Genomic DNA, 22812 nt, shown 5'->3' with positions numbered 1-22812 from the left:
TCAGATTAATGATAACCATCAGAGGGATAAATCACAAGCTCATTCCAAGGAAAAAAAGTTCCGGGGCAAGAATTCCCGTGCGGTTCAACGATTAAAGGGGAGATTTGATACCGTGTGGCCAGCTCCAAAATCAGCCTTCCGGCAGAAAACAACTGATCTTTTCTTCCGGACCCGGATGCCGTCGTATCTTTAAGATTGAAGTCACCCTCCAAACAAATATGAATATAATCGGGATCCGTCAACATCGGCGCTGCAAAAAACATGCCTTCCGGGTCCACCCAGAAGTCAAAGCCTTTACCGTTGATGGATGTACAGTCCGAATGGTGAATGACGAACCCTTTGTATGGCATGACTAACGCCTCCCTTCTAGCTGAAATAGCATATGAGGAGAGAGGCGGCAGGGTGACGCCTCTTGACGATTATCTGTTTGTTGGGGGATTGGAGATTTTGGCGGGGTGTTGACGAAGGGCGTAACTGCGGGGAGTGTTTGGGCCTTCGATCGCTGTTGTCAACGGGTACCCCTGAAACCCCAAACCCGACCAAACAGAGAATCTTTAAAAACCTCACCCAAAAGCCAGCATACAGATTGCGATGGCGGCGACGAAGCCGACGATATCGGAGAAGAGGCCTACCTTTAAAGCGTAGCGGCCGTTGCGGATGCCTACGGCGCCGAAGTACACCGTCAAGACGTAGAGGGTGGTGTCGGTGCTGCCTTGAATGGTCGAAGCAATCATGCCGATCAGAGAGTCAGGGCCATGGGTACGGATTAGCTCGGTGGTATAGGCAAGTGAGCCCGTACCGGTAAGGGGTCTCAGAAGTCCAAGAGGCAGCACCTCTGACGGAACGCCAAGACGACTCATCCAAGGGGAGATGAAGCTCATCATATAATCAAGCGCTCCTGATGCTCGAAATACACTGATAGCTACCATCATACCGACCAAATGCGGAATGATGGCTATGGCTGTACCGAATCCTTCCTTCGCTCCCTCCACAAAAGAATCATAGACGGGAACCTTGCGTGTATAGGCGTATAGAGGGATAAAGGTAATAAGGACGGGAATGGCCCAAGCGGAAATGAGACTGATCAGATGCAGCACTGTGTATCACCCTTTCACTGAAGGATGGGAAAGGGGGCCACGCCGGATTGCAGAATCAGATTTCCCCGATGCGGGTGGGAGAGGTGGTCTGCGCCGTAGCGTCAGGCGGCGGAATATTCGGTCTGCAGCAATGGCAGCCAATGTTGCTACTGCGGTTGCTGCAAGTGTAGTACCCACGATACCGGCAGGGTCGGAGGAGCCATAGGTCAATCGGATCGCAATCAGTGTGGCTGGAATGAGGGTAATACTTGCCGTGTTTAACGCCAGCAAAGTGCACATCGCCGGAGTAGCTGTCTCCTTGTCCGGATTCAAGGTCTGCAACTCCTGCATGGCCTTGATTCCCATGGGTGTCGCCGCATTGCCAAGACCGAGCAGATTGGCACTCATGTTGGACAGGATATATCCGAGTGCCGGGTGTCCCTTGGGTACATCAGGAAATAGAAAAGAGACCACCGGACCCAGCAGACGGGCAATTTTACGAAGTATACCGGCATCCTCCGCAATACGCATAATTCCAAGCCAGAACACGAGCACACTAATGAGTCCAAAGCTAACCGTTACACCATTCTTGGCCCCGTCAAAAATAGCAGCAGTGAGTTCGTCCATTCTGCCATTAACTGCCGCGAACAGGAAGCCGATGACGATCATCCCCAGCCAGATGAGATTAATCATGACTTTCTCCCCCTCCTCCTGTCTGGAATAGCGCCTTCAACGCACTCCCTACTGCCTGAAGCCAGGTGTCCGCAGGATAAATAGCCGAACTTGTGGTACTTAGATGCTTACCGTATGCGGGCTGCTCGGGAGGCAATTGATCGGGGGAATACAGTGGCACTCTGCCGATCTCTTTTCCTCCAAGCTGCAGCAGCAGCACTCCCTTTAGCCCAAAATCGGCACCGCGCACAGCAGCCTTGTTTGAAGCAGTTGCCGGAGTTAGAACCATTTTGGTCACCAGACGTTCTTGTTCTCCGGCACCCAGGGGATAACTGAAATTTATGCCGGTCACCAGCTCATAGCCACTCACTTTATCCCCTTTTTCGATCAGCGGTTTGAGGGGATAGTGATTAAATCCGAAGTTCAACAGTGAGGCATGGTCGTTCCAGTCATTTCCGTCGTTTAGGGTGACGGCGACAAGCTGCTGCCCATTTCGTGTTGCGGAACTGACCAGACACCGGAGGGATTTCTTGGTATATCCTGTCTTCACTCCATCCGCCCCATCGTACAGCCTAAGCATCTTGTTCTTATTGCTCCATTTGTAATCCCACTTCTCGTACGGATTGTCCGCAGTCTTCACTTGGGTCTGTACGATCTCCTTAAACACGGGATTATGAAGCGCGTACGCGGTAAGAACAGCCAAATCATTGGAACTCGAATAATGACCTTCTGCGTCGAGGCCATGCGGATTCATAAAATGGGTATGATTGAGCGAAAGCTGTTCCGCCTTCGCATTCATCAGATACACGAAACCTTCCTCTGAACCTCCGACATGTTCGGCAATAGCTGTCGCGGCGTCGTTACCGGAGCGGAGCATAAGCCCATAAAGCATATTTTCCAGAGTCATTTCTTCACCCTGCTTTAAAAAAAGCGAGGAGCCTTCCTTGGCAAAGGCATTTTTACTCACCTTCACCATACTCTCCAAATCTCCGTTCTCGATGGCTACAATCGCCGTCATAATCTTAGTCAGGCTGGCAATCAGCATTGGTTCATCTCCGCGGCTGCTGTACAGAATCCTTCCAGATTCCACATCGATAAGCGTAGCGGCTCTGGCATGCGTCGTAATGGTCTTGTTCTCGGCCCGGATACTTTGCAGAGGAACCAGAAGCAGGAGCAAGGTGCAGAAAACTATGCTAATGGGCCACTTATACATTCTACTCTTCATGATTATCCTCCGGCTTCTTATGTAATATTGGATTCATTTGTTTTGTACAAGTGTATGCGGCTGCAGGGAAGGGTATGTCCTTCAAGAGCTACATCCCTATCACACAAAAAAAGACGGCCCTCGCGGTGACAAGGGCCCTCCCATAATTGCAGCAGGTGATCTAGTGGTGTGATGGATTCGGATCTTTAACCGGTGGTGCTGTATATGCTGCAGAAGGAACAGCTTCCGTTGCAATACCGTTGTTTTGTGGGAACATCGTTTGGATTTTGTCAATGAGGCCTGGTGTGGCATCAATGATTTTCTCAAACAGATGGGTCTGATTATCAAGTGGTACAATATGTACCCCTTCCTTCCCCACAACCAGAAAAGCAATCGGACGAATCGATACCCCGCCGCCGCTGCCGCCCCCGAACGGAAGCATTTTGATACCAGAATGTCCGTTTTTCCCATTCTCTTGGTTTCCGGGACTGACCCGTCCCTCATCTTCTACCCGAAAATCACTGCCCCCTGCTGCAAAACCAAACGCTACCTTACTGATAGGCAGAATAATGCTGCCGTCCGGAGTTTCAACAGCATCGCCAACGATGGTATTCACATCGACCATGCCCTTGATATTTTCCATAGCAGTCTGCATTAACCCTTGAATCGGGTGGTCACTCATCTTGTTATCCTCCTTCGGCAATTAATGAATACTCGTCTTCTACAGCCTTATATTCCCCCGATTGATTCTTTAGTATGTAAAGGCAACGTGATGAAGTTATCGTCTTCCGGTTTGCCGGTCATCCCTGTTAAACAGCAGTTCCCTCCACAATTGAAATCCTCCTTCTACTTTATAAGTCCGGACAACAAGCCGGAGCCCTGCCATGCATACATGCAGCACCGAGATTTTCCCCTTACAGACAATCTCTGTTGCATAGCTGAGTTCATCTTCAAACACCGGTTTCACAAACAGCTTCGGCTCTTGTTGAAGCCTGATCCACTGTGATGCCCATCCCACGATACTCCACTTCAGTCCCCACAACGCTCCTGCTGCAGTAGCCGTTCCAGCTGCATCGCCAAGCGAGAAATCCGTCGACCAATCGAGCGTGGTGATTTTGAGATGAGAGAGAGTATCTTTGAGCAATTGTTTAAGTCCCTCAGTGGCTCTCAGTGCTTTTTTAAAGTTCGCCAGCCAGTTATCTACGACGTCCTTATCAATATTTTCTTCTGCATCCTTATCTTTCTGTATATTCGGCGCTATTCCACTCTCCTCTAATTTAACCTTGATACCTTGTGTCATCCCCTCATAGACAACAGATGGAAGCACATAGTGAAGTTTAACAAGTCTATGTAGAAATGAAATGTCGAGCACAATACGATCATTCTTATCCAGCTTACTAAGCCGGAAATCAAAAGCAATGGAAGAAGAAATAATCACAACGATAGCCACAAGCAGCACTGCGAGCGGTATTACTAGCCATAACGTCACATTCTTACCTCCAACCGACCATAATTATTTGGGAACCTTTGGATTAGTATGGCAAGATCTGCCGAAAATCATGCGATTGTCCTGAAATTAAGCATAAAAAAACAAGCCCGCCGTTTACCGGCAGACTTGTCGTTTCAACTCATACTCAGAGTCTTGTGTATTATTAGGTTTCTTCCACTTCATCAATTGTCAATTGACGGGTATCAAGCTTATTAAACAGCAGCTGTGTTTCTTCTTCCAGATTATCTGCGCTTTCAAAGCTGGAAGGCTCTGGAAGTTCCTTCAGGTTCGCCAGCCCAAAGCTTTCAAGGAAGGTCTTGGTTGTTCCATATAAAATAGGTCGTCCCACGGCCTCAGCCCGGCCAACCTCCTGAATCAGATCCTTGTTGCCTAGTGTGTGAATGGCGCGTTCGGATTTAACTCCGCGGATCTCCTCAATCTCCACCCGGGTAATCGGCTGACGATAGGCAACAATAGCCAATGTCTCCAAGGCCGCCTGTGACAAGGTAGACCGTGAAGGTGAATAAGCCAGCCGCTCAAAATATGGTGCATGATCGGGCAGTGTGGCCAGCCGGTAATTACCAGCGATCTCTATCACCTGAAGACCGCGGTTCTGCGAGACACAATCTTCACGCATTTCTTTCAGCGCGCGCGATATCAGATCGTTCCGCTGCTCTGTAATTTCAGCAATTTGCCGGACGGAAATTCCTTCGTCACCAGACAGAAACAGCAGTCCCTCAATAATTGATTTCAGATTCTTGTAATCCATTGAAGTGTTCTTCTCCTCTCCACTCCATTACGATATCATCGAATAATTTCTCTTGGTAGCATACGATTGCTTTCATCTTCATAAGCTCCAGAATCGCTAGGAAGGTTACGACAATCTCATGGCGGGCCATCTCATCGTCAAGAAGTGCGGAGAACCGCAGCTTACCGCCTTTGCCATTCCGCCTTAGCGCTGCTGTCACATCTCTAATTCTGTCCTTCACCGAGATTTCATCCCGGGTAATTCTTTGATAAGAGGAGCGTTTAGCAGCTTTGCCGAGGGCCTTACGGAATGCGGCGATAAGATCGGCTGTATGTAACCCCTTCAGCGTATTATCAACCTCAACCGGAACGAAAGGCCCCAAATCCTCAGGCTCCTTGGTGAAGATCAGGCTGCGTTCGCTTTCCATATCCATGAGTTGTATTGCAATGCTCTTGAATTTGCGGTACTCAATCAGACGCTGCACCAGCTCTGCACGAGGATCGTGTTCGTCTTCATCATAAAATTCGAAATCGTCCAGCTCAATCACCGGCGGCTTAGGAAGCAGCATCTTGCTTTTGATCGACAGCAGCGTTGCAGCCATGACAAGGAATTCGCTGGTAATATCCAGCTCTAGCTCCTGCATGCTGCGCAAATACTCCATATACTGTTCGGTGATCTCGCTGACCGGAATATCCTGGATGTCTATTTCCGCCTTATCGATCAAGTGTAAGAGCAAATCCAGCGGACCCTCAAACGTCTCCAGCTTATACAATACAGTCACGAGATAACCTCCTGCTTAAAAAAGTAAAGTGCAGCGCCGCTACGGACGCTACACAAGTAGAAAGATTCTTATACTTCATGCTTTCTTCTTATACATATAAATAAGCACGATTTATGGACTTTCGTCAATAGGTGACTTATTTGAACATCTTGTTCAGATTAGCCATTTCAATCGCAGCATTGGCAGCATCCCAGCCTTTGTTGCCCGCTTTGGTTCCGGAACGCTCAATAGCCTGCTCGATATTCTCGGTAGTAACTACGCCGAAGATGGTTGGAACACCTGTCTTCAGGTTGATGGCTGCTACCCCTTTAGCTACTTCATTACATACATAATCATAATGTGTCGTAGATCCGCGAATAACAGTACCCAATGTAATAACAGCATCATATTTGCCGCTTTCGGCCATTTTTTGTGCGATCAGCGGAATTTCGAATACGCCTGGAACCCAAGCCACGTCAACTTCCTCATCTTTAACGCCATGACGCTTGAATGCATCCAGTGCACCCGACAACAATTTGCTGGTAATAAACTCATTGAAACGTCCTACAACTACACCATATCTAAGTCCCTCGGAAACTAAATGTCCTTCAAAATAATTCGGCATGCTCATTCATCAACCTTTCATTTGTGAGTTAATTGGGTTTAAACTTCTGTTTTTTCGTTTTGTTCGATGGTATCGAATGTCAGCAAATGACCCAGTTTGGACTGCTTGGTGTGCAGATATTTACTGTTATCCTCATTCTCCGGCATTTGAATCGCTACACGCTCCACAACTTCAAGTCCATACCCTTCCAGACCCTTGATCTTGCGCGGGTTATTGGTCATCAGGCGGATTTGGCGAACCCCAAGGTCCTTGAGAATCTGTGCACCGATACCGTAATCGCGTAGATCAGCCGGGAAGCCCAGTTCAAGATTGGCATCTACAGTATCCAGCCCTTGCTCCTGCAGCTTGTAAGCCCGCAATTTATTAATCAGGCCAATGCCTCTGCCCTCTTGACGCATATAGAGCAGAACCCCTTTGCCGGCTTCTTCGATCTGGCGCAGCGCGGCTTCAAATTGCGGTCCGCAATCACAGCGGTGGGAATGGAATACATCACCGGTCAAGCATTCCGAGTGCACACGCACAAGAACCGGCTCATCTCCGGAAATGTCACCTTTTACAAGGGCAACATGTTCTTTATCATCCACTTCATTGGTGTATGCAATCGTCTGGAATACGCCAAAATCGGTAGGGATACGCACGGATACTTCGCGGTTCACAAGCTTTTCCTTCTCGTTGCGGTAGTGAATCAGATCCTGGATGCTGATCAGCTTCAGGTCATGCTTCTTAGCAATCTCGATCAAATCAGGCAGGCGGGCCATAGAACCGTCTTCCTTGATAATTTCGCAGATTACACTTGCAGGGTAAGCGCCGCACATGCGGGCCAGATCAACAGCGGCTTCCGTATGCCCAGAACGGCGCAATACCCCACCCTTCTTGGCTACCAGCGGGAACATATGTCCCGGTCTGCGGAAATCGGAAGGTTTGGCATTCGGATCCATAATTGCTTTCACGGTCATCGAACGCTCACCGGCGGAAATACCGGTTGTAGTGTCTTTATGGTCAATGGATACCGTAAAGGCGGTTCCGTGAAAATCGGTATTCTGGCTGACCATCGGCTTCAGATCAAGTTCCTCGGCACGTTCAGCGGTAATCGGCAGACAGACCAAACCCCGGCCCTGAGTAATCATAAAATTAATGACTTCAGGTGTTGCTTTTTCAGCCAGAGCAATAAAATCGCCTTCATTCTCGCGGTCTTCATCATCTACTACGATGATTACTTTACCACGCATCAAATCATAAATGGCTTCTTCAATCGGGTCGAGCACAGTTTCTTGCTTCGATGCTTCGCTCATGATTAATCCTCCTAAAAATACTTGTGATTACACAAAACCGTTAGCTGCCAGAAAATCGCGGCTGATACCGGATGGTTTCTCTTCTTCGTTCTGCGCGGATGAGCGATAATGCAGCAGGTGATCCACGTATTTGCCCAGCACGTCACATTCAATATTAACATGATCCCCATTCCGCTTATGGGCGAGCACTGTCTCGCCTAGGGTATGAGGGATAATGGACACTGTAAAGGATGAAGCGGATGTATTTACCACCGTCAGGCTGATCCCGTCAATCGTGATCGAACCTTTGGGAATGATGTATTTGAACAAAGAACTGCGTTCAGGGCTAATTTCGAATACGACTGCATTCTGATCCCGCTTCATGCTTTTGATGGTCCCAGTACCATCCACATGCCCCTGTACAATATGACCTCCAAATCGCCCGCCTGATGCCATAGCACGTTCCAGGTTCATTTTGCTGCCGCTGCTCAATTCCTTCAGTGTACTGTTGCGGTAAGTTTGAGGCATCACATCTACGGTGAAGAAACCGTCACCGATCGAAGTCGCAGTCAGACAGACGCCGTTCACCGCAACGCTATCGCCGATTTTGAGGTCATCCATAATGAGCGAGGCTGCAATTTTAAGCACCATGGCTTCCCCACCGGTTGACACTCCGCGCAGAACCCCTAATTCTTCGACTAATCCTGTGAACATAATGCACCTCCTCTAAAATCTTTCAGGAGCGGAAATCCCATCAAGAGCGTTACCGGCAAGAACGGGTGTCCCGCTGATACACACATTATCCCCGAGGATTTCAACTTCCACTCCGTCAAGGGCAATGGCGTCCTTCATCAAATCCGCACCCGGGAAATTGAAAGTACCAGGAGCAGCCATGCCCCCTCCAGCAATTTTCGGAGCAAAAAACAGCACTACACGGTCAACCAAACCGCTCTCCAGCATGGCCCCGTTAAGGGTTCCTCCACCCTCAAGAAGAATTGAACCGATCTCCTGCTCACCAAGTTTCACCATAGCTTCCTGCAGATCAACCCGCGGCCCAGTGCCGCACACCAGAATCTGGACCCCAGCCGCAAGCAATGCCTCTGACTTGTGTGAATCGGCCGCTTCAGTGGTTATGATGATGGTAGATGCCTGACCGTCTGCAACAACTGCAGAATCCAGCGGAATGCGCAGTGAAGAATCGACAATAATCCGCACCGGGTTGATTCCAGGCACTGACATCCTGGTAGTTAATGAGGGATTGTCGGCAATCACCGTATTAACCCCAACCATAATCCCCATGTGACGATGCCTCAGCGTATGTACGATTTCTCTGGCTTCGCCATTGGAGATCCACTTGCTGTCTCCAGTCCGGGTTGCAATCTTGCCGTCCAGCGTACTGGCGCTTTTCAACGTAACAAATGGCTTTTTCGTCAAAATATACTTAATGAATTTATCATTCAACCTTAGTGCACGCTCTTGCAGAAGTCCGACCTCTACTTCAATGCCCCGATCCCTTAGCATCTTAACGCCGCGTCCAGCAACCTGGGGATTGGGGTCCTCGCAGGCAATGACCACTCTGCTTACACCTTCTGCGATCAGCCGTTCACTGCAAGGCGGTGTCTTCCCATAATGGCTGCAAGGTTCAAGAGTTACATAGGCAGTGCTTCCAGCTGCTTGGCCGGCGGCCATATTCAGTGCATGCACTTCCGCATGGCCCCCTCCTCTCTGCAGGTGGGTTCCAAGTCCAATCATCACACCATCTTTAACGATGACGCATCCCACAACCGGGTTAATACTGGTTTGTCCCTGGGCGCGTTCAGCCATATCAAGAGCAAGCGACATGTAAAATTCGTCATTCATCTTATCCATTTCGACCTCCAATCTGCAACTGCAAGTACATTAGAATAACACGCTATACGCAGAAAAACCCATCTCAGCTCTCCAAGGAGAAAGGGATGGGTTAAAATGAGAGTTTGCGGCAGTCAAAATAAAGTGCGCGCCTTGTGAAATAACGCACATAATATTGAAAAAAACTGCAGTTCACCTGTTCATAGATAAACAAGCGTCATTCTCTCCCTCTTCCATCCAGACTATACTGTCGGTCCCGGAATTGCACCAGGTCCACCGTCTGTATCAAACTTAACTACAGCCGGGTAGCGGACTAAGCACTGCTTAAATCGCAGCAACATCACCGCCGGTAGGGAATTTCACCCTGCCCTGAAGGATCAAATCAAATATGAAATTAAGAACTAATAAACTAAAATTAACATTTACAAAACCAAATTGCAAGTGTAAATAAATAATTAACTTTATTTAAGTAACTTAGATGTTTCGGAGTCAAATATAAATTTCTTTTTACATTTTATCGGCTCTACTTGCTTTCAACAAATCACGGATTTCTGCAAGCAGTAACAAATCAGGTGACGGGGCCGGAATTTCCTCCACTTTAACCGCCTCTTTACGTTTGAATTTGCCCGCAAGCTTGATAAACAGGAATATCGAGAAGGCAATTATAAAGAAATCAACAACTGATTGCAGGAACAAGCCATAACCTATTACTGATTTCCCGTAACTGTAAGTTAGATCTTTCAAGTCGATACCGCCGCCAATGATCCCGACAATCGGCATAATAATATCATTCACAAGTGAAGTGACGATTTTCCCGAAAGCTGCTCCAATTACGACTGCAATAGCAAGATCAAGGACGTTACCTTTAAGTGCAAATTTTTTGAATTCTGACCACACTGTAAACATCTCCCCCGTCATTTAATTAGCATTAGTATACCCGGTAACAATGAAACCGGCACGCCTCCGTCTAGCAGGAGACATGCCGGTTGGTGAAAAAATCACATCATATGATTACTCTGAACGTTTATTGCGTTTAAACAAGCGGTTTAGCACAAAACCTCCGGCGATCAAAGCCATACCGGCCACATAGAGCGGCATTGGACTTGCTTCACCTGTTTTAGGCAACTGTTGGACAGTTCCTGCTGGAACTTCATCATCTACCACATCTACAGTTCCAAGTGGAACCTCATCGTCAGGCAATTCCTGTACAACCGGAGGAGTAGGCTGAACTTCAGGAGTCCCTGGACCTGCCGGTACCACAGGTTCATCGATTACGACTTCACCAGGTATAGTTGAAGGCGTCGGTGTCGGTTCGGATGATGGCGGTGTCGATGGCCCTGTTGACGCCGATGGTGAAGGTTCTATTGAAGGCGTCGGAATCACCTGTTTATTATTTGTAGCTGTTATTTGAATATTGGCTCCAGGACTCAAGGTCACTGGCCGTTCCTTTGAATCAAGGACGTAGCCGTCCGGCGCAGCCGTTTCTATCAGAATATAACTACCTGACAGGATATTGCTGAATACTGCCGTTCCACTCGGTCCTGTAGTCTGGGTATCAAGCAGTTGAGGCTCCTCACCGCCAACGCGGTACAGATTGAATTTAGCCCCGCTCAGCACTAGGGAATTATTCTCTGCATCAACCTTCTTGACCGTAAGCGTACTTCTCTCCCCGGTACCGGTGCCTGAACCGCTGGATACTCCTACAATCATAATCTTGGTTGTATCCTTGGTCACAGTAACTACGTTGTCACCCTTAAGACTGGCAGTATTGGTTAATTGCTCGCCGTTACTTGCCGTAATTAGGGTTTCATAGGTCAAGACAGAAGTTGTACGGATATCCTTATTAAACTTCAGGATAAAGATTTGCTTGCCCGTACTATCCTCAGTAATGTCGATGGTATAATCTTTATCCGCACCCCTCACCCATTCCTCTGTAGAGGTCGTTGGTACTCCGGAGACCGGAATATTCGTTTTATACAAATGGAAGGTATCACTGAGTATGATCTGGTTTGGACTAGGAGTATCCGTAATTACCACATTTTTCAGGTAAGATTGTGTCCGGTTAATGTTGACTGTCCATTTAATCTTGTCACCATTCTGCACACCTGTTTTATCCAGAAGTTCTCCTCCATAAGGAATCTTGACCGAAGCCGTCAAATCCTTGGAGACCGGGTTCAATCCGTCATACAGTTTAGCTGTATTGTCCACCTTCGAATCAATGATCTGACCCTCCAGACCGGTTGTGAAAATAACATAGTACGGACCATTGATCGAACCTAGATTCAGCGTTAGCACTTTGTCTTCCAAAGGTACATTACCGTCTAGGATGTACGTATATAATGCTGAACTGACTTCACTCCCAATTGAAGGTGTTCCGTCTACAGCAATATTCATATGGTATACCTTTAAAGAGCCATCTTTTAAAGTCTGCGGTGCCTTAATCCAATCTTTCAGCGTGGCATTTTCAAGCGTTTTCCCGTTATAGTTGAAGCCAATCCTCCATGTAATTTCTTTTCTAATTGCATTATAAGATCCGGACTTTATTCCATTGTATTTCTCTTCGAATCGCGGATTAAACAGACCTTTGGCCTCCGCGCTGTGTACAACGAAATCCGGATCCTCCATATCTACCCAGAATACGGTCGCGGTATTATGGAATTGATCCGTATTTCCGGTTATCCAGTCATTATTGAATTCTACTGAGTAATTGATCGTGTGAGTTCCATAAATTGGAGAGTGGAAAGTAACTGTGAAGCCTGCTAATCCCGAAGGATCGTATTGCAAATCGTACTCCGAGGCATCCACCGTCTCACCAGCACTGTTCTTGATGATAAATGTACCCGGAATAAACTTGAGACCTCCATAAGGAAATACATCTGTAACTTTGACGTTACTCATTGGTGCGTCATCGCCATTAAATGTGATTTTCCAATCGGCGGTTTTAGTCTGGTAATTCACACTTCCAAGGTTCTTGTATATAACGGTCGTGCGGATCTGTTGATATGCTTCATCACGATACGTGCCATCTGTTACCGTATTCGTGATAATGGTATCGTGAGTAACCCTTTCAATAGCCGTTGTCTTGTATTCAATAAGATAAGGTGAAGTAATTGCGTTATTGAATTGTAGCTTAAACCCTTTTTTATTAGCAGCTGTCTCAGTGGTTACCGTATACGCACTAGGGTCGAGAGCCGTCTGTTTGGTCGCTGTTCCCGAAGAATCAATAGTTACGGGATACACAACAAGTGAGCCATTAATCAGTTTCTGAGTATCCGTGAAGAGATCTGTGAAATGGGCATTCACCTTGGCAATCTCTTTCTCATTGTAGTTATACTTGATGCTCCAGGTGATGGTTTGATCACCCCAATTGTACGTTGACGTTTTATCAAGAGTTACGCCCCGTGCAACAGTTACAGTTGCCGATGAACTTACTGGTGCCAGATTATCACCTTTGAATGTTGCCGTGTTGGTAAACTTAGTCAAGGCCTCATTCGTAATTAAGGTATCATACTCAATACGATAAGCCTTATTGATCGTTGAGTTAAACTGGAGGTTAAGTGTACTTCCAGTAATTTCAGCCGAGTAATTCAGTGGATCTACAAGACTTCCCTTAGTAGCTGTGCCATCCAGGGCGACATTAAGCTCGTATACCGCAATATCATTAGCATTCAGGGTCAATCCGGCTGGTATCGGGTCGGTGACAACTGCATTGCTTACAGCCGCCAAGCTTTTGTTAACATCGACTGTCCAGTGAATGGATTTGGCATTAAACCCGTCGGGAACACCTGATTTTTGGATCGTTAAGCCCGTAGGTTTGAATATGATCGGATAGGCCACCATGGTCCCGTTTATCGGGAAGAGGATCTCTTGCGTTGTACTTCCTTTGATCACCTGTACATCAAATTTGGTGGAAATACGGAGTGTACCGTGCACATTGTCATGTTCCTTGATAAAGTCGTTAAACGTCATGACAACCTCGTGTGTTGCCTGACTTACGGTAAATGTTCCGACCGGCCCGGAGTCAGACTCCAGGGAACCATGAACATCGTTGAAGAGCTTAAACTCCGCGGGCAGTGTAAAAGTAAAGTAGTAGTCTCCAGGTTTATAGTCATACCCGTTCGGTATCGCCCATGTGAAATCCAATTGCACATTTGAACCCTGCTCAAATACAGGCCCCGGATCCGGTTGTCCGTCCGCATTGTATACCGATAAGGTAACACTGGTCATTATATCCTGGTCGAATTCATATACAGCTTCTGTAACGGTCAATTCTGGATCGAATACACTGGCAGTCAACATAGAACTATCACCATATGCAGCAGCAGAGACACTGGTGTTCTCACTGGTTCCTTCCGCTCTTACCTGAACCGGAACACCCAGGCCATAAGTATACTGTGCGATCAGCATAACCAAAATGATGATCACACTTAGTCTTTTTTTGACCATTTGCTCAATCCCCCAATCATTTCGAATCGATGCCTCTGCTTATTCCCATCCCCCCATCTAACTGACCTCATGGGATGAACGACCGCTCATTGAGTATGTAATCATCGCCACACTATGTTCATTTTATGAGATCATACAGATGTATATTACATTGAGGAATGGGTATTAAACGTATATACTTATATCACCTTTTTTAACCGGATAGAATCACATAAATGAGTATATATTCCATCTATTTAAAATTTGTTAATCGAGGTTCTGGAGGCTGAGAATTGTGAACGGTTTCATGTCTTTTGATCGGCAACACGAAACGGATTTTGTTATGTTCTCCATGACCCATTGGATCTCCCTGCTGCTAATCATTGCGCTATCCCTCCTGCTCTATCGGTATAGGCTTGCCATCCGCGTTAAGCCACGGTTAAAGCTGGTTCTTCGGGTGGTGCTCATAATTATACTTTTATCATGCGAAGCCAGCCTGCAGGCGTGGTACCTTACCCACGATTTATGGAAAACCGCTATTTCACTGCCTCTGGAGCTCTGTGGAATTTCGTTGATGCTCTCTGTGATTATGCTGGTAACCCGCACCCGCCGGCTGTATTCTTTTTTATTTTTTGCAGGCATTGGGGGGGCTTCTATTGCATTACTTACCCCGAATCTGGTTTATCCTTTCCCGCATTTCCGATTTCTGCTCTTCTTCATTGTCCACGCAGCCATCATATGGGCGTCCCTTTATATGACCTGGATTGAAGGTTTCAAGCCCACCTGGAAGTCCCTCTGGTTCACAGTGATATGGCTGAATGTAGTGGCTGCCGTTGTCTGGACCTTCAACCATTTTCTCGGAGCCAATTATATGTTTCTCAACCGTAAGCCAAGTACCTACTCCATACTGAATAGTTTCGGGCCTTATCCGTATTACCTCCTGGTCGAAGAATTATTTGCACTCGGCTTATTCATGCTTATGTACCTGTTGTTCTTCCGGCTGCCAGAGCGAATGTCATCGTAACTGCCACAAACCACGCAAATAGCGTGGTTTTTTCCATGGATTAAATTGGGATTCTAATTCTATCATGTCAAATGCCGATAATAAATGAGTTGATATATATCACAGATCACCTCAGGCAAAAAATCATATCATTAGAAGGTTCAGCATTACCTTCATGAATTTCCCAATTCCCTGATAAAGCGAGGACCGGTATGCTATTTAACTCCTACATATTTATTTTTGCTTTTCTTCCGGTGACACTGCTGGTTTATTTCGTCTTCATCAACTACCGCAGCTTCTTTGCGGCCAAGGTGTGGCTGGCGCTAGCTTCGCTATTTTTTTACGGCTGGTGGAATTTAAAGTATATTCCTCTGATCCTGTTGTCCATCGCGTTTAATTATCTGGTCGGCCGGAAGCTATTGTCCGTATCAACACGGAGATCACTGCTTCTGTTCTTCGGAATAGCCTCCAACGTAGTACTGCTCGGATACTATAAATATGCCGGTTTTCTGATCGAGAACTGGAACGGGCTTACGGGGGCTAATGTTCCTGTGCTCCACCTGCTGCTACCGCTTGGGATCAGTTTCTTCACTTTTACCCAGATCGCTTATCTCGTAGATGCTTACCGGAGACAGGTGAAGGAATACAGCATCATCAACTATGTATTATTCGTGACCTTCTTCCCACATCTGATCGCCGGCCCCATCCTTCACCATAAAGACATGATGCCCCAGTTTGAAAGGCTCCGCAATAAGATCTGGAACTGGAGTAACGTTATGTCCGGCTCCCTGCTATTCTGTATTGGCCTCTCCAAAAAAATGCTGATCGCTGATACGCTTGCCGGATACGCTAACAGCGGTTTTATCAACGCTTCGCATTTCCTGGATTCCTGGATTGCAGTTCTGAGCTATACCTTTCAGATCTATTATGACTTCTCCGGATATACAGATATGGCTATCGGAATTGCCTTGCTGTTCAACATCCGGCTTCCGCAAAATTTCAACTCTCCTTACCGCGCGACCAGCATACAGGATTTCTGGCGGCGCTGGCATATCACGTTAAGCCATTTTCTTAGAGATTATATATATATTCCGTTGGGGGGCAGCAGAAGCGGCTTCTGGACAGCCATCCGCAACGTACTGATTACCTTTCTTATTGGAGGGATTTGGCACGGTGCCAGCTGGATGTTCATTTTATGGGGATTGCTCCACGGGGGCGGACAAGCAGTGCAGCGGATCTGGAAACGCTGGGGCATCCCTCTACCACAATGGTCCAGCTGGCTGATTACCTTCATCTTTATTAATATCACTTGGGTCTTCTTTCGGGCGGACAATATGCCTCAGGCCACGAGGGTGTTGCGTGGAATGACCGGTATTAATGGCCTGGGACTCTCGGGGCTTTCAGCATTCGTGCTGATTGCACCGCTTCTCATTATTCTGCTGCTCGTAATGACCCTGTCTCCGAATTTAACAGTAGCTTTCAGTAAACTGCGTCCGAATTGGAAAACAGCTCTGCTGATGGCCGTGATGTTCATGATCTCCCTGCTCTTTTTCAACCGGATTACCGAATTCCTATATTTCAATTTCTAAATCTAGATGAGCTTTATTTAGGAGGATACCTGATTTGTTACCCCAGCAAAAAACAGGCTTTATCGAGGACACTTCTCACTCGGGTGCCTCTGTGTCTCCATCAGATTCCAGACCAGGATTTCATTCCCGCTCCAAAAGAACCGTTGGATTGTTTCTGCTCTTCACTCTGATTCTTGCAGCCCTAATGGCCTTGCTAATCATTGTTGTAGATCCGCTCCAGTTCTATCATAGGACCTCATGGTATACGCCCGTGTACTCGAAGCAGGAAAGATATCAAAATCCGGGGCTGGCTAAAAATTTCGACTACGATACGATCATTATTGGAACTTCCATGACAGAGAATTTTCTTCCCTCGGAAGTAGGCGAAAGTCTTGGCGGAACAGCCATGAAGCTGTCCATCGAAGGCTCTACAGTTGAAGAGCATTACAAGATGGCACGTCTGGCTCTCGAAACCGGCAAGGTTAAAAAGGTGCTCTGGGGCTTGGATTACTTCTCGCTGAAGAACCCTACCCCGGAGGAGCAGCAGTCCTTCCCGGATTTTTTATATGATGACAAGATAAGCAACGACTACAAATATATCTTTAATTCATCCGTCTATACGCAGTTCTTCTTAAGTCTCAAATCATCTCTGCTCGGTAATCATACCGAACTTGAGCACCTCAACAACTGGAATGATACCTCTACCTTTTCCAAAGAACGGGTGGCTAAAGATTACGGTGACCATAGTGCAAGCGAGATCTATTTTGGAATGAACGAAGAGGGGCTTCCTGAGCTTCAGGAACGGTTCAATACCTACATTGACCAGCTGCTTACGGATTATCCTGACGTGGAATTCAACTTTTATTATCCGCCTTACTCCATTATGAGACAGGTCGCCTGGTATAATGTCAATCCCAAGCGCTACAGCAATCAGCTGGAAATGCGTAAATGGATGTTCAGCCAGATTAACAAACATCCGAACTCCCGGCTGTATGATTTTCAATCTGAGTCCGACTGGACCTTTAATCTCGATTTATATAAGGATCTAAGCCATCACAGCGGACAGGTGAACAGCTGGATTGCCCAGGCTGTAGGCAGGGATGATGCCAAATACAGGGTTACTGAAGATAATATTTCACTTCTAAACAACAACCTTGAGTCACAAACCCATTCAGCCCTTATGGATAAAAAAGGTAATGTGTACGCGTATGAAGTTACTGTAAACAATGCGAATGTTCCTTTTACAACCCGATTAGTCCAGGAACAGGGTGAGCTGTTCCTTCCGGCTAAAGAGGTCGCGGCATCGCTTGGGGCAACCCTTCAATGGGATTCGGCTGCGAAACAGGCCGTCTTCACCATTAAGCAGCATACACTCCAGATGACCGCAGGTCAGAGTAAGGCAGAAATTGACGGTCAAGCCGTCACGATGCTCCATCCTATCCTAATCAGCGGCGGACGGGCTATGGTTCCTGTACAGTTCGTGGCCGAACAACTAGGCTTGAAAGCAGATCTGAACATAGATCAGCACGAATATCAACTTTCGATTTCAGAATAAACCAGTATGCAAAAAAACTCTCCCTGAGAGGCGGCTGAATTCAGTCCATCTCAGGGAGAGTCTTTTATTTATAGCGCTTGACTGTTGGTTTAAGCTTCAAAAACCTCAACGGTCGCCATTTTATCGCGTCCTTTGAATGCATCTACATGCTCCATGCCGCTTACGATCTTACCGAATACGGTGTGTACACCGTCCAGATGCGGTTGCGGGGAATATACGATGTAGAACTGGCTTCCACCTGTATTCTTACCGGCATGAGCCATTGCAAGGGATCCACGCTCATGTTTGTTCGGGTTAATCTCACAGTTGATGGTGTAACCAGGGCCACCAGCGCCGGTGCCGTTAGGGCAGCCGCCTTGAGCAACAAAACCAGGAATTACGCGGTGAAATACCAATCCATTATAGAAACCGGAGTTCGCGAGCTTCTCAAAGTTAGCAACCGTGTTTGGAGCATCGTTCTCGAACAAATCCAGCAGCACAACGCCGCCATTTTCCATTGTAATTTTCGCTTGTTTAGCCATATGTAAATGACTCCTTTCAAAATTGGCAGATGTTAGACACTTGTATTAGTTTACTATGAAATCCTTATCAATGCAAAAGAAAGACCGCTCGGCGGACGAGGCGGTCTTTCTATCACATTATCTTGCCACAGGCTGCTTCGCAATACGCTCCGGTACAATATCATTGGCAATAATGTCGCTGTGGCTTTCACGGCGGACAACCAGATCACTCCGGCCATTCTGAACGAAGACTACCGCCGGACGGCGAATGCGGTTATAGTTGCTCGCCATGGAGTAGTTATAGGCTCCCGTGCATGCAACGGCCAGCAAATCTCCGCTCTCTGCTTCCGGTAACTCTACGTCCCAGATCAGCATATCTCCACTCTCACAGCATTTGCCGGCAATGGAAACCGTCTCTGTGGCTTCTTCAGTGGCACGGTTGGCAAGCAGAGCCTCGTATTTCGACTCGTACAGTGCCGGGCGTGGATTGTCGGTCATTCCACCGTCAACGGCAACATATTTGCGGACACCAGGAATTTCTTTGCTCGTGCCTACAGTGTACAATGTTGTTCCTGCGTCACCCACAATACTGCGGCCTGGCTCTACCCAAATTTGTGGAAGATTACTATAGATTCCGGCAAAATACGTCTTCACCGCATCCGTAATCGCCGCAACATATTCTGATACCTGAAGCGGAGTATCGCCTTCCACATAACGAATACCGAAACCTCCGCCAAGATTAACCACCGTGAACTCGGTTCCCAGATCTTCCTTCACCTTACGGGCAAAAGCGGCAACCCGCTCAACGGCAAGCTGGAAGCCTTCCGTCTCGAATATTTGTGACCCGATGTGCGAATGAACACCCAGCAATTGCAGGTTGGCTTTCGCCGAAGCCTGACGCACTGCTTCCAGTGCAGATCCGTTACCGATATCAAACCCAAACTTGGAGTCGGTCTGGCCGGTAGCAGCATAAGCATGATGAGCATGAGCCTCTACCCCTGGAGTGACGCGCAGCAGCACATTTACTGTAACTTCCTTGCGGCCGGCAATCGCCTGAAGCAGGCTGAGCTCAATCAGGTTATCCACTACAAAGCAGCCTATGCCGGCATCAATCGCCATTTCAATCTCATCCGGTGTTTTGTTGTTGCCATGGAAATGGATACGCTCAGCCGGAAACCCTGCCTGCAGAGCGGTGTACAGCTCTCCGTCGGATACGACGTCGAGGGAGAGTCCTTCTTCATCAGCCAGACGGCACATCGCCATGATGGAGAATGCCTTACTTGCATATGCAACTTGGAACCCAAGCCCGGAGGCTTTAAATGCATCTATATATTCGCGGCAGCGGTGCCGCACAAGTTGCTCATCCATAATATAGAGCGGGGTTCCATATTGCTCTTTCAATTGCGTAACATCACATCCGCCAATCTCCAGATGTCCGGCATCGTTAATCCGGCTCGTCCCGTGTAAAAACATTGTGCAGTCCTCCAATTTCTGTGGATTATCATCTCCACCTGTCTAAGTATATTCAGTATAGCAGACAGCGGGAACCATTGAATGGACTAATTTGCAGTTGATTTGTATTATCCTACGCGTGACCTTTGTTTCGTTTAGGTGGGGGCATCTTCGTATTGTCTCTGGTTTTGTTAAAAGACGGCCTTGTTTTGGAATATAGTACAGGCTGACGCAGGATTATTTCGCCCATCGCCTTTGCATTAAACGGTATAAACGGCCACAGGTAGGACGAATTGTACGAACGGTGAGTAGTTAAAAGTATGATCAGCAGTGTGGAGCCGATAACCAAACCCTGCACCTGGAAAGCAGCAACAGCAAGCAGCAGCGCAAGCCTGACAATGCGGTTGGCCAGCCCAAGCTCATAGCTTGGAGTGGCGAACATGCCGATAGAAGCCACAGCCATATAGAGCACAACTTCGTTCACGAATAACCCTGTCTGCACCGCAATATCGCCTACCAGTATCGCTGCGATCAAGCCCATAGCAGATCCCAGAGGTGTAGGCGTATGAACCGCTGCCATTCTAAGCAAATCTACACCAAGCTCCACAATCAGGAATTGACCAAGGAGAGGGATTTTACCCGTCTTCTGCGGTCCGATAAATTCAAGCATAGGCGGTTTCAGTTCAGGATGAATAACAAGCAGCATCCAGAGCGGCAGAAGAAACATGGAGGCGAAAATGCCTATAAACCGGACCCAGCGAAGATACGTACCCATAAATGGAGTCTGGCGATTCTCTTCGGCATGTTGGCATAGATCAAAAAATGTTGTCGGAAGTACCATGACACTGGGCGACGTGTCGACAAATACAACTACCCTGCCCTCCAGCAAATGGGAAGCAACAACATCAGGGCGCTCGGAGTAACGGACCATAGGATAAGGATTCCAACCCGCACCGACAATCGCCTCTTCCAGTTGCTTATCCGCGAGAGGGATTCCGTCGAGATCCACACTGTTTATTTTATCCGTCACTGCTTTGACTTGAGTCCTATCCACAATATCATCGATATAAGCCACACAGACATCTGTCCGTGTTCTGCGTCCGACCTGATGCATTTCGTATTTCAGCCCCGGATCACGGACCCGTCTTCTAACCAGCGCTACGTTGCTGAGTAGCGTCTCAGTGAAGCCGTCACGCGCACCACGAACAACCCGCTCTATAGAAGGCTCCTCTGGGCCACGTGAAGGATAAGCACGGGTATCCATGATGATTACACGCATTTCACCCTCAATGAAAATCGCACTCATCCCGGACAAAACCTTGTTGACGGTTTCGCTCAGTAAATCGCCTTTCTCCACCTGAATATGGGGAATGTACTCGCTCATGAAGGTGGTCAGAACATCCGTGGATAAATTCTCCGGTGTAAGATAGGTCAATCGCTTTAAAATTTCATCAATGATCGTATCCTTGGCAAATCCGCTAATACACAGCAGTGCAACCCTTCTGCCGCCAAAAGACATCTCCCGGAATACCACATCAAAAGAAGAACCCAGTCCCATAACTTCGGTCAACGTATCCTTGGTCCGCTCCAGTGTTACCGGAATCTTATCATTGCCCTGCCAGTAAATAATGGATTGCTCCAGGGAGTCCGAACGTTCATAATCCCTTTTCTCTTGACGGGGATCTTTATGGTTGTTGTCAGGTTCATCGGATTTCTGAGCCGACTGTTTATTCTTCTTCGACTTGGTCTTGTGATTGCTGCTGTCTGCTTTCGCTTGGGACTGTTCTTCTGTTCCTGCTTCCTTTGACTGCTGCGGATTCTGAGCTTCCGTATTCTCCTCCTCTCCGGCGTTTTCTGAATCCGTATCCATATCCTCAGCACCATCGGTCACAAACCCGAAGAATTTGGCAAATAACCCTTTGGGCTGATCTTGATCCTGATCCTCCATCCCAAGTTCATCGGAAGCTTCCGTGTCCTGGCTGTTGTCCGTACCCATTCCGGTGTCCTCGTTGGGTTGATCGTCTCCCCTCTGAACAGACTCCGTATTATCTTGTCCCGAAGTATCTGCGTCCTGGTTCGTATCGGGTATAGCATTACTTTCTGTATTTTCTGAATCCGGGCTGTCTTCGGAGGTACTCTCCTCATTTCCATCGGCATTAGTATCTTCAGCTCCGGATCCTTGCTCGAGATCCGAGCTTCCTTCCACTGCCGGAACTGCGTTGTCTTGTGACTGTTCACCCTCCTGATCTGGGGTACCCAGTACTTCAGAAGGTACAAGATCCCGCTCGCCGTAGCCGTTCCCTTCATTATCTACACCTATATCGACGGACGGGTCTATTTTAGAAGATAGCTCTTCATCAAGATCATTCGCCTGATTCGTAGCAACACTTTCATCTGTTACTTTCTCGAAAGTTCTATTGTTATCGGTCGGATCAAGACTCTCCTTAGAATCTGTTGTTTCTGGGGTATTGCCAATGTCTTCCGCAATGGATGGAACAAAATCCGGTTTAAATGATACTACCAAGTCTGTGTCATCCTGCGTTTGCTCTACGGCAGGAGCCGATGCAGCATGCTGATCCTCATCCTCAATAAAATCTCCGCTGTGAATATATTTGA

The 22812-nt window shown here is 47.4% G+C and carries 20 protein-coding genes and 1 riboswitch; of the genes, 3 read left to right on the top strand and 17 right to left on the bottom strand.

The window, feature by feature from the left end:
* Positions 1 to 5 precede the first annotated feature (5 nt).
* The 14 genes from ACAN55_RS05230 to ACAN55_RS05165 form a co-directional block, all read right to left on the bottom strand.
* Entirely contained in the window at positions 6 to 350 is a 345-nt protein-coding gene (locus ACAN55_RS05230; protein WP_379129078.1) for an N-acetylmuramoyl-L-alanine amidase, read from the bottom strand.
* Positions 351 to 563: 213 nt separating this feature from the next.
* Positions 564 to 1097 carry a spore maturation protein gene (locus tag ACAN55_RS05225; RefSeq protein ID WP_379129075.1) on the bottom strand — a complete coding sequence of 178 codons (534 nt, stop codon included), beginning with the start codon at positions 1095 to 1097 and terminating at the stop codon, positions 564 to 566.
* Between the two features lie 6 nt (positions 1098 to 1103).
* Positions 1104 to 1769, bottom strand: coding sequence for a nucleoside recognition domain-containing protein (locus ACAN55_RS05220; RefSeq protein ID WP_379129072.1), 666 nt, complete (start codon positions 1767 to 1769; stop codon positions 1104 to 1106).
* On the bottom strand, positions 1762 to 2973 hold the full coding sequence (locus ACAN55_RS05215; protein ID WP_379129070.1) for a D-alanyl-D-alanine carboxypeptidase family protein: 1212 nt from the start codon (positions 2971 to 2973) through the stop codon (positions 1762 to 1764). The genes ACAN55_RS05220 and ACAN55_RS05215 overlap by 8 nt, the downstream gene beginning before the upstream one ends.
* A 160-nt stretch (positions 2974 to 3133) precedes the next feature.
* Positions 3134 to 3634, bottom strand: a complete 501-nt coding sequence (gene ytfJ, locus ACAN55_RS05210) for a GerW family sporulation protein (protein WP_379129067.1) — start codon at positions 3632 to 3634, stop codon at positions 3134 to 3136.
* Between the two features lie 96 nt (positions 3635 to 3730).
* Positions 3731 to 4441 (bottom strand): DUF2953 domain-containing protein, encoded by a 711-nt coding sequence (locus ACAN55_RS05205; protein ID WP_379129064.1) that lies wholly within the window; start codon positions 4439 to 4441, stop codon positions 3731 to 3733.
* 163 nt (positions 4442 to 4604) lie between these two features.
* A complete protein-coding gene (gene scpB / locus ACAN55_RS05200) occupies positions 4605 to 5210 on the bottom strand; it encodes an SMC-Scp complex subunit ScpB (RefSeq protein ID WP_379129061.1) in 606 nt (201 codons plus the stop codon).
* The gene (locus ACAN55_RS05195; RefSeq protein ID WP_379129058.1) at positions 5179 to 5970 is read right to left on the bottom strand and encodes a segregation and condensation protein A; all 792 of its coding nucleotides are present in this window, start codon (positions 5968 to 5970) and stop codon (positions 5179 to 5181) included. The genes scpB and ACAN55_RS05195 overlap by 32 nt, the downstream gene beginning before the upstream one ends.
* Positions 5971 to 6106: 136 nt before the next feature.
* Entirely contained in the window at positions 6107 to 6574 is a 468-nt protein-coding gene (gene ribH / locus ACAN55_RS05190; protein WP_379129055.1) for a 6,7-dimethyl-8-ribityllumazine synthase, read from the bottom strand.
* 38 nt (positions 6575 to 6612) lie between these two features.
* The gene (locus tag ACAN55_RS05185; RefSeq protein ID WP_379129052.1) at positions 6613 to 7866 is read right to left on the bottom strand and encodes a bifunctional 3,4-dihydroxy-2-butanone-4-phosphate synthase/GTP cyclohydrolase II; all 1254 of its coding nucleotides are present in this window, start codon (positions 7864 to 7866) and stop codon (positions 6613 to 6615) included.
* A 27-nt stretch (positions 7867 to 7893) separates the two neighbouring features.
* Positions 7894 to 8559 carry a riboflavin synthase gene (locus ACAN55_RS05180; RefSeq protein ID WP_379129049.1) on the bottom strand — a complete coding sequence of 222 codons (666 nt, stop codon included), beginning with the start codon at positions 8557 to 8559 and terminating at the stop codon, positions 7894 to 7896.
* 12 nt (positions 8560 to 8571) lie between these two features.
* The gene (gene ribD, locus ACAN55_RS05175; protein ID WP_379129045.1) at positions 8572 to 9714 is read right to left on the bottom strand and encodes a bifunctional diaminohydroxyphosphoribosylaminopyrimidine deaminase/5-amino-6-(5-phosphoribosylamino)uracil reductase RibD; all 1143 of its coding nucleotides are present in this window, start codon (positions 9712 to 9714) and stop codon (positions 8572 to 8574) included.
* A 200-nt stretch (positions 9715 to 9914) separates the two neighbouring features.
* Positions 9915 to 10074: riboswitch (FMN riboswitch) on the bottom strand.
* A gap of 126 nt (positions 10075 to 10200) precedes the next feature.
* Positions 10201 to 10590 (bottom strand): large-conductance mechanosensitive channel protein MscL, encoded by a 390-nt coding sequence (gene mscL / locus ACAN55_RS05170; RefSeq protein WP_379129042.1) that lies wholly within the window; start codon positions 10588 to 10590, stop codon positions 10201 to 10203.
* Between the two features lie 114 nt (positions 10591 to 10704).
* Positions 10705 to 14139 carry a collagen binding domain-containing protein gene (locus ACAN55_RS05165; RefSeq protein WP_379129040.1) on the bottom strand — a complete coding sequence of 1145 codons (3435 nt, stop codon included), beginning with the start codon at positions 14137 to 14139 and terminating at the stop codon, positions 10705 to 10707.
* Positions 14140 to 14413: 274 nt separating this feature from the next.
* Between ACAN55_RS05165 and ACAN55_RS05160 the strand changes: the two genes are divergently transcribed.
* The 3 genes from ACAN55_RS05160 to ACAN55_RS05150 all read left to right on the top strand — a co-directional run bounded on the left by ACAN55_RS05160 (position 14414) and on the right by ACAN55_RS05150 (position 18244).
* Positions 14414 to 15142: a YwaF family protein gene (locus ACAN55_RS05160; protein WP_379129037.1), complete on the top strand. Its 729-nt coding sequence runs from the start codon at positions 14414 to 14416 to the stop codon at positions 15140 to 15142.
* A 191-nt stretch (positions 15143 to 15333) separates the two neighbouring features.
* Positions 15334 to 16710, top strand: coding sequence for an MBOAT family O-acyltransferase (locus tag ACAN55_RS05155; protein ID WP_379129035.1), 1377 nt, complete (start codon positions 15334 to 15336; stop codon positions 16708 to 16710).
* A gap of 34 nt (positions 16711 to 16744) precedes the next feature.
* Positions 16745 to 18244, top strand: a complete 1500-nt coding sequence (locus ACAN55_RS05150) for a copper amine oxidase N-terminal domain-containing protein (RefSeq protein ID WP_379129032.1) — start codon at positions 16745 to 16747, stop codon at positions 18242 to 18244.
* Positions 18245 to 18333: 89 nt separating this feature from the next.
* Here ACAN55_RS05150 and ACAN55_RS05145 read toward each other — a convergent pair whose 3' ends face one another.
* From ACAN55_RS05145 to ACAN55_RS05135, 3 genes are all read right to left on the bottom strand, one after another.
* Positions 18334 to 18765 (bottom strand): peptidylprolyl isomerase, encoded by a 432-nt coding sequence (locus ACAN55_RS05145; protein WP_379129029.1) that lies wholly within the window; start codon positions 18763 to 18765, stop codon positions 18334 to 18336.
* A 117-nt stretch (positions 18766 to 18882) separates the two neighbouring features.
* A complete protein-coding gene (gene lysA / locus ACAN55_RS05140) occupies positions 18883 to 20217 on the bottom strand; it encodes a diaminopimelate decarboxylase (protein ID WP_379129027.1) in 1335 nt (444 codons plus the stop codon).
* A gap of 112 nt (positions 20218 to 20329) precedes the next feature.
* Entirely contained in the window at positions 20330 to 22066 is a 1737-nt protein-coding gene (locus ACAN55_RS05135) for a spore germination protein (RefSeq protein WP_379129836.1), read from the bottom strand.
* Positions 22067 to 22812: the final 746 nt, after the last annotated feature.

It is taken from the genome of Paenibacillus oryziterrae (assembly GCF_042610485.1).
In the GTDB taxonomy this organism is placed as follows: domain Bacteria; phylum Bacillota; class Bacilli; order Paenibacillales; family Paenibacillaceae; genus Paenibacillus_AQ.
The sequence above is the reverse complement of the archived record's forward strand: the minus strand, read 5'-3'. Positions and strand labels throughout refer to the sequence as shown.

Bases quoted from the DNA above. Each gene is read 5' to 3' on its own strand.
- ACAN55_RS05230 (WP_379129078.1), bottom strand. From the start codon at position 350: ATGCCATACAAAGGGTTCGTCATTCACCATTCGGACTGTACATCCATC.
- ACAN55_RS05220 (WP_379129072.1), bottom strand. From the start codon at position 1,769: ATGATTAATCTCATCTGGCTGGGGATGATCGTCATCGGCTTCCTGTTC.
- ACAN55_RS05215 (WP_379129070.1), bottom strand. From the start codon at position 2,973: ATGAAGAGTAGAATGTATAAGTGGCCCATTAGCATAGTTTTCTGCACC.
- ytfJ (WP_379129067.1), bottom strand. From the start codon at position 3,634: ATGAGTGACCACCCGATTCAAGGGTTAATGCAGACTGCTATGGAAAAT.
- scpB (WP_379129061.1), bottom strand. From the start codon at position 5,210: ATGGATTACAAGAATCTGAAATCAATTATTGAGGGACTGCTGTTTCTG.
- ribH (WP_379129055.1), bottom strand. From the start codon at position 6,574: ATGCCGAATTATTTTGAAGGACATTTAGTTTCCGAGGGACTTAGATAT.
- ACAN55_RS05185 (WP_379129052.1), bottom strand. From the start codon at position 7,866: ATGAGCGAAGCATCGAAGCAAGAAACTGTGCTCGACCCGATTGAAGAA.
- ACAN55_RS05180 (WP_379129049.1), bottom strand. From the start codon at position 8,559: ATGTTCACAGGATTAGTCGAAGAATTAGGGGTTCTGCGCGGAGTGTCA.
- ribD (WP_379129045.1), bottom strand. From the start codon at position 9,714: ATGGATAAGATGAATGACGAATTTTACATGTCGCTTGCTCTTGATATG.
- ACAN55_RS05165 (WP_379129040.1), bottom strand. From the start codon at position 14,139: ATGGTCAAAAAAAGACTAAGTGTGATCATCATTTTGGTTATGCTGATC.
- ACAN55_RS05155 (WP_379129035.1), top strand. From the start codon at position 15,334: ATGCTATTTAACTCCTACATATTTATTTTTGCTTTTCTTCCGGTGACA.
- ACAN55_RS05145 (WP_379129029.1), bottom strand. From the start codon at position 18,765: ATGGCTAAACAAGCGAAAATTACAATGGAAAATGGCGGCGTTGTGCTG.
- lysA (WP_379129027.1), bottom strand. From the start codon at position 20,217: ATGTTTTTACACGGGACGAGCCGGATTAACGATGCCGGACATCTGGAG.
- ACAN55_RS05135 (WP_379129836.1), bottom strand. From the start codon at position 22,066: ATGGATACGGATTCAGAAAACGCCGGAGAGGAGGAGAATACGGAAGCT.